Here is a 16,207-nt window from a genome sequence, read left to right as displayed (position 1 = left end):
AAAAAAAGTGATAACGCTATATTGTCGAATAAACGTTATCACGTAACGATTTTATTTGGCCTGAATGATGGGATAGATTTTTATGTCTACATTATTTCTTACAGCATTTGAAATCATGCAATTATTATCTGCAATTGTTATCAATTTTGGTAATCGCTTTTCTAATTGTGCTATTTGATCACTTGGAATTTCAATGTGAGGATGGTGCACAATTTTTGACATACTGAATTTTCCATTATTTAAACAAGCTGTTCCAATCGATTGTTGTTCAATTGAAATATCTGTGAACTTTGCACGTTCAAGAGTAGCTGCTAATGAGATGATATAACATGATGAAGCGGCTGATACTAACATTTCATCGGGATTTGTTCCTATACCAACACCACCTAAAGAAGCAGGTATTGAAATATTCTCTGAAAGTATGTCGCCTTGAACGTTTCCGACATTGTTACGACCACCTTGCCAAGAAGTTTGGACTTTAAAGTCATGTTGATGCAATTGCTTTAACCTCCAATATAATTGTGATAGTTTAATTTTAGAATAGTTTATCAAAGTTTAACAGAAAGGTGACTTATCAATGACTCTGAATAAACTGAAAGATGAATTACAAATTGTTTCGCACCGTGGATTACCGAGTGATTTTCCTGAAAATACAATGGTCGGTTATCGAGAGGTAATGGGGCTCAATGTTGCTATGTTAGAAATAGATGTTCATTTGACCAAAGACCAACATTTTGTTGTGATACATGATGAAACAATTGATAGAACATCGGATGGTAAGGGGCGTATTGCTGATTACACATTATCGCAATTAAAATCATTTGATTTTGGTAGTTATAAAGATGTTGCTTTTAAGGGAGAACGAATACCCACGTTAGATGAAGTACTTTCATTATGCTTAAAGTATGATAAAAAGCTATTGATTGAATTGAAAAGTCCGAATTTATATCCAGAAATAGAATGTAAATTGCTGGCATTTTTGGAAGAAAAGAAAGTCGATGCGACACAAGTAGTTATACAATCTTTTGATATCGAATGCATCGAAAAGTTAAACACATTGGGCAGTATATATGAATTAGGTGTGCTTTGTAGTAAACGTAATTATTGGTATAAAAAGCCAAACTTTTCAAGAATTGCTCAAATTGCTAGTTATGTTAATCCTAATTATGCATTAGTGGCCAGAAAATTTGTTGATAAAGCACATCATCATCAATTACAGGTTATGCCATACACAGTTAATAAATTGAAAACTGGAGAAAAATTAAGACAAATGGGTGTAGATGGATTAATTACAGATAATCCGAAATTATTTATTAAGTGAGACGATGAATGGTAATTTGATAGAGGGATGAGGATTCGTATATCGCAATTGATAATTTTAAAAACTAATGATGAAATACTAAAGATAATTAAACAAATAAGACTTGTAAATTCTAAGTTGATTGTAAAATAGGGTAGCTCCATATAATTTTGAATCTATCATTTTTAAATTAATAAAAAAACACCCACAATTGTGGGTGTTTGTATTGAACGTATTATCTTGAGTAGTACTCAACGATTAATTGTTCGTTAATTTCAGCAGGTAATTCGCTACGTTCTGGTAAACGTACGAAAGTACCAGTTAAGCTGTCAGCATCAAAGTTTAAGTACTCAGGTACGAAATTGTTGATTTCAACTGATTCAACGATGATGTTTAATTTTTGAGATTTTTCACGAACTGAAATTGTTTGACCAGGTTTAACAGAATAAGATGGAATATCAACACGTTTACCATCTACTAAGATATGACCGTGGTTAACTAATTGACGTGCTTGACGACGAGTACGAGCTAAACCTAATGAATAAACAACAGCGTCTAAACGACTTGCTAATAAAATCATGAAGTTTTCACCGTGTACACCGAATTTTTTACCAGCGATGTCAAATGTGTTACGGAATTGTCTTTCAGTCATTCCATATAAGTAACGTAATTTTTGTTTTTCACGTAATTGTAAACCATATTCTGATAATTTTTTACGTTGGTTTGGACCATGTTGTCCTGGTGCGTAAGGACGTTTTTCTAATTCTTTACCAGTACCGCTTAAAGAGATACCTAAACGACGAGATTTTTTCCAGTTTGAACCTCTGAATCGAGCCATAATAAGACTCCTCCTTTAATTCTTTTTTGTTGTTATGAATAAACAAAAAAGAGTGTTGCATGCTTACTAAGATATATTGTTTTATGTGTCTTCACCTTATAGCGACAGTTACGTGACACGTCCGCATTGGGAACAACATAGCGCTCAATAATATACAACTGCTACTTTCGTTAATTCACACAAAGATTATTGTAACATTTTCCTGCTAACTGTCAACACTTTATTGAAAATGCTGATGTCCTTTTATGCGAGTTGCTTTTCAATAATTTTAACAATTGCTTCAAGATGTTCTTTGTCATTGTCATCAAATCGATCCGTTATAGGGGCATCGATATCTAAGACGCCGATAATTTTATCATCTTTGAAAATTGGAACGACAATCTCAGACTTACTATTAGCATCACAAGCGATATGTCCTTCGAATTGATGGACATCAGCTACAACTTGTGTACGACGTTCTGAAACGGCTGTACCGCATACACCTTTTCCAATTGGAATGTGGACACAAGCGGGGTGTCCTTGGAAAGGTCCAAGTATAAGTTCATTTTGTTCCAATAAGTAAAAGCCAACCCAATTAATTTGATTTAGATTATCATTTAATAAGGCAGACATGTTACTTAAAATCGCAATCATATGATGTTCATCTTCAATAAGGCTTGCTGCTTGTTTCTTTAATAATGTGTAGTTTGTTGGGTTAATTGTTGTCATATTTAAAACCTCTTATTTTCATAGATTTTATAATAGTATAGAATTTCGAAAATATTATGGCAATAAATTCATTTTATAATTTATCCTTAAGCAAAATTACGTTATAATAGTAATGATAAATTAGGAGGAGAAGCATATGGTGTTATATATCATTTTGGCAATAATTGTGATTATATTGATTGCTGTAGGTGTATTATTCTATTTACGTTCAAATAAACGACAAATTATTGAAAAAGCAATCGAACGTAAAAATGAAATTGAGACGTTACCTTTTGATCAAAACCTTGCACAATTATCTAAGTTGAATTTAAAAGGTGAAACAAAAACGAAATACGATGCAATGAAAAAGGACAACGTAGAAAGTACAAATAAGTATCTAGCTCCTGTGGAAGAAAAAATCCATAATGCTGAGGCTTTATTAGATAAATTTAGTTTCAACGCATCTCAAAGTGAAATTGATGATGCAAATGAGTTGATGGATAGTTACGAACAAAGCTATCAGCAACAATTAGAAGATGTAAATGAAATTATTGCGTTATACAAAGATAATGATGAATTATATGACAAATGTAAGGTTGATTATCGTGAAATGAAACGTGATGTTTTAGCAAATCGTCATCAATTTGGTGAGGCAGCAAGTCTACTTGAAACTGAAATTGAAAAGTTTGAGCCAAGGTTAGAGCAATATGAAGTACTAAAAGCTGATGGTAATTATGTACAAGCGCACAACCATATAGCTGCCTTGAATGAACAAATGAAACAGCTAAGATCTTATATGGAAGAAATACCAGAATTAATTAGAGAAACTCAAAAAGAATTACCTGGTCAATTCCAAGATTTAAAATATGGTTGCCGTGATCTTAAAGTTGAAGGGTATGATCTGGATCACGTAAAAGTAGACAGTACATTACAAAGCTTAAAAACAGAGCTTAGTTTCGTTGAACCATTAATTAGCCGCTTAGAATTAGAAGAAGCTAATGATAAACTAGCTAATATCAATGATAAGTTAGATGACATGTATGATTTAATTGAACATGAAGTTAAAGCTAAAAATGATGTCGAAGAAACAAAAGATATCATTACGGATAACTTATTCAAAGCTAAAGACATGAATTATACATTGCAAACAGAAATTGAATATGTACGTGAAAACTACTATATAAATGAATCTGATGCTCAAAGTGTTCGTCAATTTGAAAATGAAATTCAAAGTTTAATTTCTGTATATGATGATATTTTAAAAGAAATGTCTAAATCTGCTGTACGATATAGCGAGGTTCAGGATAATTTACAATATTTAGAAGATCATGTCACAGTTATTAATGACAAACAAGAAAAGCTACAAAATCATCTGATTCAATTGCGTGAAGATGAAGCAGAAGCAGAAGACAATCTGCTACGAGTACAATCGAAGAAAGAAGAAGTGTATCGTCGATTACTTGCTTCTAACTTAACAAGCGTTCCTGAAAGGTTTATCATCATGAAAAATGAAATTGATCATGAAGTTCGTGATGTTAACGAACAATTTAGTGAACGTCCAATACACGTTAAACAGTTAAAAGATAAAGTGTCTAAAATTGTGATTCAAATGAATACATTTGAAGATGAAGCAAATGATGTTCTTGTTAATGCTGTTTATGCAGAGAAATTAATTCAATATGGAAATAGATATCGTAAGGACTATAGCAATGTTGATAAGAGCTTAAATGAAGCTGAACGATTATTTAAAAATAATCGCTATAAGCGTGCGATTGAAATTGCAGAGCAAGCTCTTGAAAGTGTTGAGCCAGGTGTCACTAAACATATTGAAGAAGAAGTTATTAAGCAATAGAAACTAGTATGTAGTTATACTTAAATAATATGAGCACTCTGTCAAATTGGACTGATGAGTTTAATAATTGAAGTTAGCCAACGATACGTTGTCTAGCTTCTTTTTTTATATGGATAAATGAAAGGGACAATAAATATAAATAGCAATTGTTTAAAGATAAACGTAATCAAATGTGTTGTTTTAATTAATATAAGTAGTGAAAAAAGCATAATCACACAGCTGTTTAAATAGAGTGAAATAGTCTAATTCTTATTTAATAAGTAGAAATAAGATTATTTTGCGCTATAACCTTTATTTTTTGTCGGATAATAGTATAATGCTTGAGTAAAACAATTTTAACGATTGATGATTAATGAAAGAGAAGTGTTTATTTTGATATATCTAGATAATGCGGCAACGACGAAAGCATTTGAAGAAGTGTTAGATACTTATTTAAAAGTAAATCAATCAATGTATTATAATCCGAATAGTCCGCATAAAGCTGGTTTGCAGGCAAATCAATTACTACAACAAGCAAAAGCCCAAATTAATGCAATGATTAATTCAAAAACAAATTATGATGTTGTATTCACTAGTGGTGCAACTGAATCCAATAATCTTGCTTTAAAAGGTATTGCCTATCGTAAATTTGATACAGCGAAGGAAATAATTACATCCGTGTTAGAGCATCCGTCCGTATTAGAGGTTGTAAGATATTTGGAAGCACACGAAGGATTTAAAGTTAAATATGTTGATGTAAAGAAAGATGGCAGTATTAACTTAGAACACTTCAAAGAATTAGTGTCAGACAAAGTCGGTTTAGTAACATGTATGTATGTAAATAATGTAACTGGACAAATACAGCCTATTCCACAAATGGCTAAAGTTATAAAAAATTATCCTAAGGCACATTTTCATGTAGATGCGGTTCAAGCATTCGGCAAAATTTCAATGGATCTCAATAACATAGATAGTATTAGTTTAAGTGGACACAAGTTTAATGGTTTAAAAGGACAAGGCGTCTTACTTGTAAATCACATTCAAAATGTTGAACCAACTGTCCATGGTGGTGGTCAAGAATATGGCGTTAGAAGTGGAACAGTTAATTTGCCAAATGATATTGCAATGGTTAAAGCGATGAAGATAGCTAATGAAAACTTTGAAGCATTGAATGCATTTGTTACTGAGTTAAATAATGACGTCCGTCAATTTTTAAATAAATATCATGGAGTTTATATTAATTCTTCAACTTCAGGTTCACCATTCGTTTTAAATATTAGTTTTCCTGGCGTAAAAGGTGAAGTATTAGTTAATGCTTTTTCAAAATATGACATTATGATATCTACGACGAGTGCTTGTTCATCTAAACGTAATAAATTAAATGAAGTATTGGCTGCAATGGGATTATCAGACAAATCTATTGAAGGTAGTATAAGATTATCATTTGGGGCTACTACAACTAAAGAAGATATAGCAAGGTTTAAAGAAATATTTATCATCATTTATGAGGAAATTAAGGAGTTGCTAAAATAATGAAGTATGATCACTTGCTTGTTAGATACGGGGAGTTAACATTAAAGGGTTCAAATAGAAAAAAATTTGTAAATCAATTAAGAAATAATGTAAATAAGTCATTAAAAGGACTTGATGGGTTTGTCGTTAAAGGCAAACGAGATCGTATGTATATTGAACTTGAAGACCATGCAGATATAAATGAAATAACATATCGATTATCAAAAATTTTCGGTATTAAATCTATTAGTCCAGTATTAAAAGTAGAAAAAACAATAGAGGCAATGAGTGCAGCGGCAATTAAATTTGCGCAGCAATTTGAAGAAAACAGCACATTTAAAATTGATGTGAAGCGTGCCGATAAAAATTTCCCAATGGATACGTATGAATTACAACGTGAATTGGGTGGTACCGTATTGAAACAAATTGAAAATGTTTCTGTTAATGTCAAACGTCCAGATCATGAAATTCGAGTGGAAGTTAGATTAGATGCAATTTATATGTATGAAGAAGTTGTTCCGGGTTCAGGCGGATTACCAGTTGGTACTGGTGGTAAGACGTTACTAATGCTTTCAGGCGGTATAGACTCACCAGTTGCTGGAATGGAAGTGATGAGACGTGGCGTAACAATTGAAGCGATTCATTTCCATAGTCCACCATTTACAAGTGATCAAGCAAAAGAAAAAGTTATTGAATTGACACGTATTTTAGCTGAACGTGTTGGACCAATTAAATTGCATATTGTACCATTTACAGAATTGCAAAAACAGGTAAATAAAGTTGTACATCCAAGATATACAATGACTTCAACGAGACGTATGATGATGCGTGTTGCTGATAAATTAGTACATCAAATAGGGGCTTTAGCTATTGTAAATGGTGAAAACCTAGGGCAGGTAGCCAGTCAAACACTTCATAGCATGTATGCAATTAATAATGTAACTTCTACTCCTGTATTACGTCCTTTATTAACTTACGATAAAGAAGAAATTATTATTAAATCGAAAGAAATTGGTACATTTGAAACATCTATTCAACCATTTGAAGATTGTTGTACAATTTTCACCCCTAAAAATCCAGTAACCGAACCAAACTTTGAAAAGGTAGTCCAATATGAAAGTGTCTTTGATTTTGAAGAGATGATTAATCGTGCTGTTGAAAATATTGAAACACTTGAAATAACTAGTGATTATAAAACTATTAAAGAACAGCAAACAAACCAATTAATAAATGACTTTTTATAAATAAAATCCTAGAGTAAATTTAAACATAAGGGGATGTTAAACTATGGATTTGAACTTAACGATGATTATAATCATAATTTTATTTGGTTTTATCGCGGCGTTTATAGATTCGGTTGTAGGGGGTGGCGGTTTAATTTCTACGCCAGCATTATTAGCAATCGGTCTACCACCATCTGTGGCTTTAGGTACAAATAAATTGGCAAGTTCATTTGGTTCTTTAACTAGTATGATAAAGTTTATAAGGTCCGGTAAAGTGGACTTATTTGTTGTTGCCAAATTATTTGGTTTTGTATTTTTGGCATCTGCATGTGGCGCATATATTGCAACGATGGTTCCGTCACAAATATTGAAACCTCTAATCATTATTGCACTTTCGTCGGTGTTTATATTCACATTACTTAAAAAAGATTGGGGCAATACACGCACGTTTACTCAATTTACATTTAAGAAAGCCATAATATTTGCAGCACTTTTTATATTAATCGGCTTTTATGATGGATTTGTAGGTGGGGGAACAGGTTCATTTATGCTTTTTGTATTGTTAGTCTTTGGTTTTGATTTTTTAAGTGCAGCAGGAAATGCTAAAGTTTTGAACTTTGCTTCTAATATAGGTGCGCTTGTATTATTTATGGTATTAGGACAAGTAGATTATGTAATAGGTTTAATTATGGCTATAAGTATGATTGCTGGGTCATATACTGGAGCACATTTTGCTATCAAACAAGGTGTTGGCTATGTAAAAGTATTATTTATTATTATTACTGCTATTTTAATTTTAAAAAATGCTTTTGATTATATTCAACAATTTGTATAAAATTAAATTTGCTTTTGATTAAAGCATGAAAATTGTAATCAAACCATAAATTGTCGTATGATGTAGTTAGAATTTTAAAATGCAGGAGGTCAAGTATATGACTGAAATAACATTCAAAGGTGGACCAATCCACTTAAAAGGTCAACAAATTAATGAAGGTGATTTTGCACCTGATTTTACAGTGTTAGATAATGACTTAAATCAAGTAACATTAGCAGATTATGCTGGTAAAAAGAAATTAATTAGTGTGGTACCATCAATTGATACAGGTGTTTGTGATCAGCAGACTCGCAAATTCAACTCTGAAGCTTCTAAAGAAGAGGGGATTGTGCTTACAATTTCAGCAGACTTACCATTCGCACAAAAAAGATGGTGCGCTTCAGCAGGTTTAGACAATGTCATTACATTAAGTGACCACCGTGACTTATCATTTGGTGAAAACTATGGCGTTGTTATGGAAGAACTTCGCTTATTAGCTCGTGCAGTATTTGTATTAGATGTAGATAATAAAGTTGTTTATAAAGAAATCGTTAGTGAAGGTACTGATTTCCCAGATTTTGATGCTGCTTTAGCTGCATACAAAAATATTTAATCATTAAAGAGATAAATCTTAAAATGTATACATCGTGTCCATCGTTGTCAACAGCATTAAAATAGAATTGTTTTCTATGATTGCTAAGACCTATGGGCACTTTTTATTGGAGAGGGACGAATATGGCAGAACAACAAACAATTATGGAACGCTTGTTTCATACATTAGATGAAAAAGCTAAAACATTAAATAATGAAAATGGCCAAAGTTTTATTGAAAATCTTGGGCTAGCAATGGAACAAGTATATACCAATGAAAGAGGATTGTTAGAACAATCGACGTTACAAGATCGACGTAAAGCATTCCAATTTGCATATTTAAGTTTAATGCAGGAAGAAAAGATACAAGCAAATCATCAAATTACACCAGATTCAATTGGATTGATACTAGGATTTTTAGTTGAGCGTTTTATGAACAACCAAGAAGAATTACATATTGTTGATATTGCAAGTGGTGCCGGTCATTTAAGTGCTACTGTAAAAGAAGTGTTACCTGAAATTGCGGTTATGCATCATTTAATTGAAGTTGATCCAGTTTTATCACGTGTTAGTGTACATTTAGCAAACTTCTTAGAAATTCCTTTCGATGTGTATCCTCAAGATGCCATCATGCCACTACCATTAGAAGAAGCAGATATCGTTATTGGTGATTTTCCAGTAGGCTATTATCCAATTGATGAAAGAAGTAAGGAGTTTAAGCTAGGTTTTGAAGAAGGACATAGTTATTCACATTATTTATTAATAGAACAAGCAATAAATGCATTAAAAGATGCTGGATATGCCTTTCTAGTGGTACCAAGTAATATTTTTACAGGTGAACATGTAAAACAGCTTGAAAAATATATTGCAACAGAGACAGAGATGCAAGCATTTTTAAATTTACCACCAACTTTATTTAAAAATGAAAAAGCGCGAAAATCTATATTAATTTTACAAAAGAAAAAATCGGGTGAAACAAAGCCAGTTGAAGTATTATTGGCAAATATTCCTGATTTCAAAAATCCTTCACAATTTCAAGGATTTATGACAGAGTTAAATCAGTGGATGGACACAAATCGTCCTAAAAAATAATCTGTAATAGTATAGTCATAAAACTGTATGAATGATAAAATGAGAAATGAAATAGTATAAAAAGCAAACGATGGAGGATCATTACTTATGTCAAAATTAATCTTGGCTATCAATGCTGGTAGTTCATCATTAAAATTTCAATTAATTAGAATGCCTGAAGAGGAATTAGTAACAAAAGGTTTAATAGAAAGAATCGGATTGAAGGATTCAATTTTTACAATTGAAGTCAACGGGGAAAAAGTTAAAACAGTACAAGATATCAAGGATCACGTTGAGGCAGTTGATATCATGTTGGATGCTTTTAAAGCGCATAATATTATTAATGATATTAACGATATCGATGGAACAGGTCACCGTGTTGTACATGGTGGTGAAAAATTCCCTGAATCAGTAGCTATTACTGATGAGGTTGAAAAGGAAATTGAAGAATTAAGCGAATTAGCACCGCTTCACAACCCAGCTAACTTGATGGGTATTCGTGCTTTCCGTAAGTTATTACCAAATATCCCTCATGTGGCAATTTTTGATACAGCATTCCATCAAACAATGCCTGAAAAAGCATATCTATATAGCTTGCCATATCATTATTATAAAGATTATGGCATTCGTAAGTATGGTTTCCATGGTACAAGCCATAAATTTGTATCACAAAGAGCGGCAGAAATGTTAGATAAGCCAATTGAAGATTTACGTATTATTTCATGTCACATTGGTAATGGAGCATCAATTGCAGCTATCGATGGCGGTAAATCTATTGATACATCAATGGGCTTCACACCACTTGCTGGTGTAACAATGGGTACTCGTTCTGGTAATATTGACCCTGCTTTAATTCCATTTATTATGGAAAAAACAGGTAAAACTGCTGAACAAGTATTGGAAATCTTAAACAAAGAATCAGGTTTATTAGGATTATCAGGTACATCTAGTGATTTACGTGACTTATCAGAAGAAGCTGAATCAGGTAAAGCACGTTCACAAATGGCTTTAGATGTATTTGCTTCTAAAATTCACAAATATATTGGATCATATGCTGCGAGAATGCATGGTGTTGATGTTATCGTATTTACAGCAGGTATCGGTGAAAACTCAGTAGAAATTCGTGCGAAAGTTCTTGAAGGCTTAGAATTTATGGGTGTTTACTGGGATCCTAAGAAAAATGAAAACTTACTACGTGGTAAAGAAGGATTTATTAACTATCCTCATTCACCAGTTAAAGTTGTCGTTATTCCAACAGATGAAGAAAGTATGATTGCCCGTGATGTTATGACATTCGGTGGTTTAAAATAATTTTTAAATAAATATTAAGCGTCTATCTCCGCTACAATTATATGTAGGAGGTAGACGCTTTTTGTATTGTTTGAAAATTAACTAGTGTAATGTCTCTTTTCACGAATATCTTAAAGAATTAAGTAGTCGAAGAAGATTATGAAAACATTATTAAGTGAGTTTTATTTATAAACAATAAAAAACCAAGTGCAGAAAGTTGCACTTGGTTCATAATGATCAAGTAGTTATCTAATGATCATCTATATTTAATTTTGATATTTTTCACGTAATTGAGTTGTTGCAACTTGTGGTTGGAAGTCTGCTGGTAACTCTTCAGTACGAACAACTAACACGTCACATGGCGCATGACGAACGATAGATTCTGATACAGAACCAACAATAAATCTTTCCACGGCATTTAAGCCTGATGTACCACTCATAATCAAGTCTGCATTAATTTCATGTGCAAGCTTTTTAGGAATGATAGATTTAGGAGAGCCAAACTCTAGACGCGTTTCTACATCTTTAACACCAGCGTTAGTAGCTACTTCTTTATAACCATTTAATAATTCTTCTGCAAAATGCTTAGATTTTTCAGTAAATTGAGCATCATAAACTTCATAAGAAGAATACGTTCTTGAATCAATTACATTCACAATTGTTAACTTCGCATCGTTACGTTTAGCAACACCAACTGCTCTGTTAAATGCCCATTCCGCTTCATGTGAACCGTCAACTGCGATTAAAATATTTTTGTAAGTAATCATAGTAAGTGCCTCCTTGTTCTTTCTTAATTATATTTTACCACAATTTTCGGAAAAGTCAGTGTAATAACCTTTACAATTTTGTGGATTTTTGATTGCGCTTTCAAAATGTTCGCGTTAAGATGATTATGGAGGTGGATGGTATGAAAATTGGTATACCAAGGGAGATTAAAAATAATGAAAATCGTGTTGGTTTATCACCGAGTGGTGTGCACGCTTTAGTAGAAAGTGGGCATACTGTTTTAGTGGAAACAAATGCGGGTTCAGGATCGTTCTTTGAAGATGTAGATTACAAAGAAGCAGGTGCTGAGATTGTTGCTGAACAAGCAAAAGTTTGGGATGTGGATATGGTTATTAAAGTTAAAGAACCACTTGAATCTGAATATCCATATTTTAAAGAAGGGCTTGTATTATTCACTTATCTTCATTTAGCAAATGAAGAAAAATTAACACAAGCTTTGATAGATAGAAAAGTAATTAGTATTGCATATGAGACTGTGCAGTTACCAGACCGATCTTTACCATTGTTATCACCAATGAGTGAGGTAGCAGGAAGAATGTCAGCTCAAGTTGGCGCAGAGTTCCTACAAAAACTTAATGGTGGTATGGGAATTCTACTAGGTGGTGTCCCAGGAGTACCTAAGGGTAAAGTAACTATTATCGGTGGTGGTCAAGCAGGAACAAATGCAGCTAAAATTGCACTAGGACTAGGTGCAGATGTTACGATTTTAGATGTTAATCCAAAGCGTTTACAACAATTAGATGATTTATTCGGTGGACGTGTACATACAATTATGTCAAATCCGTTGAATATTGAGTTGTATGTTAAACAAAGTGATTTAGTAATAGGTGCAGTTTTAATTCCAGGTGCTAAAGCGCCAAGACTTGTAACAGAAGACATGATTAAACAAATGAAAAATGGGTCAGTTATTATTGACATTGCTATTGATCAAGGCGGTATTTTTGAAACAACTGATAAAATTACGACACATGATGATCCTACATATATTAAGCATGGTGTGGTTCATTATGCAGTTGCAAATATGCCAGGTGCAGTACCGCGTACTTCGACGTTAGCTTTAAATAATGCTACGCTACCTTATGCGCTCATGCTAGCTAATAAAGGGTATAGAGAAGCATTTAAATCAAATCAACCATTATCATTAGGTTTAAATACTTACAAAGGTCACGTAACCAATAAAGGCGTTGCAGAGGCATTTGAAATGGAATATAAATCTGTAGAAGAAGCATTACAATTATAATTTGAATTTGATGAAAAGGGAATGGATTACAGCGTACTAAAGAATGACGTTATCATCTCCTTGGTTATTAAAATTAAATAATGATAAATTAAAGCTAGAAACAATGCGAAGAAATCATCGAACATGAATGATATTGATTTGATTCATTACATGTTACTGATGAACATACCTGCATATGTGTTTCTAGCTTGTTTGTTACATATTGCATTTAGACTTGGATAAAAATTTATGTCTTAGGCGCTACAATGTTATATTGGCAGTGTTTGACTGAATGAGAATGTGCTTGTAACAAGCTTTTCATTTTTATCCCACTCCTTATTTTTCGTAATGTGTTAATACTTCATATCCTTCATTAGTGACAAGTATGTCATCTTCAATTCTTACACCTGCAACACCTGGTACATAAATACCTGGTTCGATTGTAATAACCATGCCAGCTTCTAACAAATTAGAATTAGTACTTGAAACATCTTGATATTCATGTTCTTGTAATCCTAAACCATGACCTAAGCGATGAGGGAAATATTCACCATAACCTTTTTCTGAAATAATATTTCTAGCGATATGATCGATATCTTTTAAAGGTATTCCAGGTTTAATTGCTTGGATTGCAGATGTTTCTGCTTCTAATACAATATTATAAATTTCTTGTGCTTCTTTGCTAGGTTCACCAAATTTAATGGTACGTGTCATATCGCTACAATAATGCTCATAAATTACACCTAAATCAAATAGTACATATTCATTGCTTTTTAATCTGCGATCTCCTGGTGTGCCATGAGGTGATGCGGCATGATCTCCAAATAAAACCATCGTATCAAAACTCATTTCATTGACGCCATATTGTTTGATAGTTTGCTCAATATGGTTGACTACTTCACGTTCAGTCACACCTTCTTTTAAATAAGAAACACCTATTTCGATACACTTATCTGCTAACTCAGCAGCTTTACGTATTTTGCTAATTTCATCTTCGGATTTAATATTTCTTAATTGTTTGATTGTTAAATCAACATCTCCGAATGAATTGACATTGAAACCAGAGATTAATTGTTTTTGGCGTGCTACTGTTAAGTGCTCGCTTTCAATTAGTAATTTATTGATTGTTTGAGGATAAAGTGAAAAAGGATTTTCAGTGTCTAAATATCCAACGATTTCACCTGTGAAAGGTGATGCTTTGACTTCTTCGACTTCCATTTTTGGACAAAATAGTACTTGTTTACCATCTTTCTTAATCAATAATGCAAATAATCTTTCATGGGGTTCGCTACGGTATCCAGTAAAATAATATACATTCAACGGTGTTGTAATCCATGCTGCATCAGCTTGTTGATTGTTCAGTTCGTCTATTATTTTTGATATTTTTGTCATTTCATAAACACTCCTCAACATAATATTACTTCCATTTTATGCCAATTATTATTAGATTTCAAAATCGAGCTAATACATTAACTAGATTTTCAATTTTTAAAATTTGAGAATTTGTTATAATTAAGTGGCAAAAGGGTACTAAATTTATATAGCAATTGATAGGAGGATGCTCAAATGAAGTTATCATTTCATGGTCAATCAACGATTTATTTAGAAGGGAACAACAAAAAGGTTATCGTAGATCCGTTTATTTCAAATAACCCTAAGTGTGATTTGAATATTGAAACAGTGCAGGTAGACTATATCGTTTTAACGCACGGTCATTTTGATCATTTTGGTGATGTTGTGGAACTAGCAAAGAAAACAGGAGCAACAGTAATTGGAAGTGCAGAAATGGCTGACTATCTTTCTTCATATCACGGTGTTGAAAATGTTCATGGTATGAATATTGGTGGTAAAGCAAACTTTGATTTCGGAAGCGTTAAATTTGTTCAAGCATTTCATAGTTCAAGTTTTACACATGAAAATGGTATTCCAGTTTATTTAGGTATGCCAATGGGTATCGTGTTTGAAGTTGAAGGAAAAACAATTTATCATACTGGTGATACAGGTCTGTTTAGTGACATGTCACTTATTGCGAAACGTCATCCAGTTGATGTATGTTTTGTACCAATTGGAGATAATTTTACGATGGGTATTGATGATGCAAGTTATGCTATTAATGAATTTATTAAACCAAAAATTTCTGTACCGATTCATTATGATACATTCCCATTAATCGAACAAGATCCACAACAATTTAAAGATGCTGTTAATGTAGGGGACGTGCAAATTTTAAAACCAGGTGAATCTGTTCAGTTTTAAATAGAATATAGATTTTACACTAAAAAACACCTCGCTAATCTATGTGGAAGTTATCGTCTGCATATTTTTAGTGGGTGTTTTTATATTCTACTGATTCAGTTACGACGTGGACGGGGGACATCAGTGGTTCTTTATCATTTCTGACCTACTCTCGTAATTTTAGTTTTATACAATTAGACATTGATTATAAATTTACTACGATATAAAAAATCCAGAACCACAGTCATAATCATTTCTTGTGTTTACTCAGTCGTTTGAGACTGCATCATGATTGAAAGATTATTTGTGATTCTGGATAAAAATTTTATTTAACGATTAATACAGGGATAGTCGCACGTTTTGCTACTTTGTGGCTGACACTTCCAAGTACAAATTTCTTTTTGTCTTCTGCTTTACGGTTACTTAAAACAACAATTTCGTATTTACCGCTATTAGCATGTTTTAATAGTTCTTCTTTTGCATTACCACGAACAATTATTTGGTCATAATCAATACCATAATCTTCTAAAGCTTTGCGTGTTTTTTCCAATCGCTTGCTTCGTTCTTCAGTAAGTTTGTTTAAATGAACACCTGCTTTAATTGATGCTTGAGCATCTTGTTCGCTGATTGCGTTTAAAACTGTTACGACTGTACCTTCGCCAGCTAATTTAGACACTTCTTTTAGTGCTTTTTCATTTTTTAACTGAGTGTCTACACCAAGTAATATATTTTTATACATTAGTACATCCCTCCTCACTTACATTCTAATAAATAATAATGGATTTTTCCATTTAAAATTAAAGATTTTGT

Annotated in this window: 17 protein-coding genes and 1 pseudogene; 11 read left to right on the top strand and 7 right to left on the bottom strand. The window is 32.6% G+C overall.

Annotated elements, in window-relative coordinates; genetic code table 11:
- Nucleotides 1-51: 51 nt before the first annotated feature.
- Nucleotides 52-498, bottom strand: coding sequence for an OsmC family protein (locus tag NSS86_RS07240; RefSeq protein WP_000553924.1), 447 nt, complete (start codon nucleotides 496-498; stop codon nucleotides 52-54).
- A 79-nt stretch (nucleotides 499-577) separates the two neighbouring features.
- Between NSS86_RS07240 and NSS86_RS07235 the strand changes: the two genes are divergently transcribed.
- Nucleotides 578-1,321 (top strand): glycerophosphodiester phosphodiesterase family protein, encoded by a 744-nt coding sequence (locus NSS86_RS07235; RefSeq protein ID WP_000174280.1) that lies wholly within the window; start codon nucleotides 578-580, stop codon nucleotides 1,319-1,321.
- Between the two features lie 214 nt (nucleotides 1,322-1,535).
- Here NSS86_RS07235 and rpsD read toward each other — a convergent pair whose 3' ends face one another.
- Both rpsD and NSS86_RS07225 read right to left on the bottom strand, forming a co-directional pair.
- Entirely contained in the window at nucleotides 1,536-2,138 is a 603-nt protein-coding gene (gene rpsD, locus NSS86_RS07230; RefSeq protein WP_000090512.1) for a 30S ribosomal protein S4, read from the bottom strand.
- A gap of 243 nt (nucleotides 2,139-2,381) precedes the next feature.
- Nucleotides 2,382-2,846, bottom strand: coding sequence for a GAF domain-containing protein (locus NSS86_RS07225; protein ID WP_000207852.1), 465 nt, complete (start codon nucleotides 2,844-2,846; stop codon nucleotides 2,382-2,384).
- Nucleotides 2,847-2,982: 136 nt separating this feature from the next.
- Here NSS86_RS07225 and ezrA point away from each other — a divergent pair, with 136 nt between their 5' ends.
- Nucleotides 2,983-4,677, top strand: a complete 1,695-nt coding sequence (gene ezrA, locus NSS86_RS07220) for a septation ring formation regulator EzrA (RefSeq protein ID WP_000244865.1) — start codon at nucleotides 2,983-2,985, stop codon at nucleotides 4,675-4,677.
- Nucleotides 4,678-4,750: 73 nt separating this feature from the next.
- Here ezrA and NSS86_RS07215 read toward each other — a convergent pair.
- A pseudogene (locus NSS86_RS07215) lies at nucleotides 4,751-4,892 on the bottom strand (hypothetical protein).
- Between the two features lie 148 nt (nucleotides 4,893-5,040).
- Between NSS86_RS07215 and NSS86_RS07210 the strand changes: the two are divergent.
- From NSS86_RS07210 to NSS86_RS07185, 6 genes are all read left to right on the top strand, one after another.
- A complete protein-coding gene (locus NSS86_RS07210) occupies nucleotides 5,041-6,189 on the top strand; it encodes a cysteine desulfurase family protein (RefSeq protein WP_012840521.1) in 1,149 nt (382 codons plus the stop codon).
- On the top strand, nucleotides 6,189-7,412 hold the full coding sequence (thiI, locus tag NSS86_RS07205; RefSeq protein ID WP_000872662.1) for a tRNA uracil 4-sulfurtransferase ThiI: 1,224 nt from the start codon (nucleotides 6,189-6,191) through the stop codon (nucleotides 7,410-7,412). The genes NSS86_RS07210 and thiI overlap by 1 nt, the downstream gene beginning before the upstream one ends.
- Nucleotides 7,413-7,455: 43 nt before the next feature.
- Nucleotides 7,456-8,226, top strand: coding sequence for a TSUP family transporter (locus tag NSS86_RS07200; RefSeq protein WP_000365312.1), 771 nt, complete (start codon nucleotides 7,456-7,458; stop codon nucleotides 8,224-8,226).
- 97 nt (nucleotides 8,227-8,323) lie between these two features.
- Complete coding sequence (gene tpx / locus NSS86_RS07195; protein ID WP_000136260.1) at nucleotides 8,324-8,818, top strand: thiol peroxidase; 495 nt, start codon at nucleotides 8,324-8,326, stop codon at nucleotides 8,816-8,818.
- A gap of 122 nt (nucleotides 8,819-8,940) precedes the next feature.
- The gene (locus NSS86_RS07190) at nucleotides 8,941-9,888 is read left to right on the top strand and encodes a class I SAM-dependent methyltransferase (protein ID WP_000840576.1); all 948 of its coding nucleotides are present in this window, start codon (nucleotides 8,941-8,943) and stop codon (nucleotides 9,886-9,888) included.
- A gap of 87 nt (nucleotides 9,889-9,975) precedes the next feature.
- Nucleotides 9,976-11,178 carry an acetate kinase gene (locus tag NSS86_RS07185; RefSeq protein ID WP_000040063.1) on the top strand — a complete coding sequence of 401 codons (1,203 nt, stop codon included), beginning with the start codon at nucleotides 9,976-9,978 and terminating at the stop codon, nucleotides 11,176-11,178.
- A 245-nt stretch (nucleotides 11,179-11,423) separates the two neighbouring features.
- Here the strand turns inward: NSS86_RS07185 and NSS86_RS07180 are convergent, their stop codons facing one another.
- Nucleotides 11,424-11,924 carry a universal stress protein gene (locus tag NSS86_RS07180; protein ID WP_000634175.1) on the bottom strand — a complete coding sequence of 167 codons (501 nt, stop codon included), beginning with the start codon at nucleotides 11,922-11,924 and terminating at the stop codon, nucleotides 11,424-11,426.
- Nucleotides 11,925-12,064: 140 nt separating this feature from the next.
- Here NSS86_RS07180 and ald point away from each other — a divergent pair, with 140 nt between their 5' ends.
- Nucleotides 12,065-13,183: an alanine dehydrogenase gene (gene ald, locus NSS86_RS07175; RefSeq protein WP_000689998.1), complete on the top strand. Its 1,119-nt coding sequence runs from the start codon at nucleotides 12,065-12,067 to the stop codon at nucleotides 13,181-13,183.
- A 123-nt stretch (nucleotides 13,184-13,306) separates the two neighbouring features.
- On the top strand, nucleotides 13,307-13,405 hold the full coding sequence (locus NSS86_RS07170) for a hypothetical protein (RefSeq protein ID WP_001789984.1): 99 nt from the start codon (nucleotides 13,307-13,309) through the stop codon (nucleotides 13,403-13,405).
- A gap of 93 nt (nucleotides 13,406-13,498) precedes the next feature.
- On the opposite strand, the gene NSS86_RS07165 is transcribed toward NSS86_RS07170, so the two are convergent.
- Nucleotides 13,499-14,554 carry a Xaa-Pro peptidase family protein gene (locus NSS86_RS07165; RefSeq protein ID WP_000161666.1) on the bottom strand — a complete coding sequence of 352 codons (1,056 nt, stop codon included), beginning with the start codon at nucleotides 14,552-14,554 and terminating at the stop codon, nucleotides 13,499-13,501.
- 174 nt (nucleotides 14,555-14,728) lie between these two features.
- Here NSS86_RS07165 and NSS86_RS07160 point away from each other — a divergent pair, with 174 nt between their 5' ends.
- Entirely contained in the window at nucleotides 14,729-15,418 is a 690-nt protein-coding gene (locus NSS86_RS07160) for a metal-dependent hydrolase (RefSeq protein ID WP_000777188.1), read from the top strand.
- A gap of 304 nt (nucleotides 15,419-15,722) precedes the next feature.
- Here NSS86_RS07160 and NSS86_RS07155 read toward each other — a convergent pair whose 3' ends face one another.
- Nucleotides 15,723-16,136, bottom strand: a complete 414-nt coding sequence (locus NSS86_RS07155; protein WP_000277602.1) for a universal stress protein — start codon at nucleotides 16,134-16,136, stop codon at nucleotides 15,723-15,725.
- Nucleotides 16,137-16,207: the final 71 nt, after the last annotated feature.

The organism is Staphylococcus sp. FSL W8-0056 (genome assembly GCF_037963075.1).
In the GTDB taxonomy this organism is placed as follows: domain Bacteria; phylum Bacillota; class Bacilli; order Staphylococcales; family Staphylococcaceae; genus Staphylococcus; species Staphylococcus aureus.
Note: the sequence above shows the minus strand (reverse complement) of the source record. Positions and strands in the feature narration are given on the sequence as shown.

Coding starts and splice junctions, on each gene's coding strand:
- NSS86_RS07235 (WP_000174280.1), top strand. CDS start 578: ATGACTCTGAATAAACTGAAAGATGAATTACAAATTGTTTCGCACCGT.
- rpsD (WP_000090512.1), bottom strand. CDS start 2,138: ATGGCTCGATTCAGAGGTTCAAACTGGAAAAAATCTCGTCGTTTAGGT.
- NSS86_RS07225 (WP_000207852.1), bottom strand. CDS start 2,846: ATGACAACAATTAACCCAACAAACTACACATTATTAAAGAAACAAGCA.
- ezrA (WP_000244865.1), top strand. CDS start 2,983: ATGGTGTTATATATCATTTTGGCAATAATTGTGATTATATTGATTGCT.
- thiI (WP_000872662.1), top strand. CDS start 6,189: ATGAAGTATGATCACTTGCTTGTTAGATACGGGGAGTTAACATTAAAG.
- NSS86_RS07200 (WP_000365312.1), top strand. CDS start 7,456: ATGGATTTGAACTTAACGATGATTATAATCATAATTTTATTTGGTTTT.
- tpx (WP_000136260.1), top strand. CDS start 8,324: ATGACTGAAATAACATTCAAAGGTGGACCAATCCACTTAAAAGGTCAA.
- NSS86_RS07190 (WP_000840576.1), top strand. CDS start 8,941: ATGGCAGAACAACAAACAATTATGGAACGCTTGTTTCATACATTAGAT.
- NSS86_RS07185 (WP_000040063.1), top strand. CDS start 9,976: ATGTCAAAATTAATCTTGGCTATCAATGCTGGTAGTTCATCATTAAAA.
- NSS86_RS07180 (WP_000634175.1), bottom strand. CDS start 11,924: ATGATTACTTACAAAAATATTTTAATCGCAGTTGACGGTTCACATGAA.
- ald (WP_000689998.1), top strand. CDS start 12,065: ATGAAAATTGGTATACCAAGGGAGATTAAAAATAATGAAAATCGTGTT.
- NSS86_RS07170 (WP_001789984.1), top strand. CDS start 13,307: ATGAATGATATTGATTTGATTCATTACATGTTACTGATGAACATACCT.
- NSS86_RS07165 (WP_000161666.1), bottom strand. CDS start 14,554: ATGACAAAAATATCAAAAATAATAGACGAACTGAACAATCAACAAGCT.
- NSS86_RS07160 (WP_000777188.1), top strand. CDS start 14,729: ATGAAGTTATCATTTCATGGTCAATCAACGATTTATTTAGAAGGGAAC.
- NSS86_RS07155 (WP_000277602.1), bottom strand. CDS start 16,136: ATGTATAAAAATATATTACTTGGTGTAGACACTCAGTTAAAAAATGAA.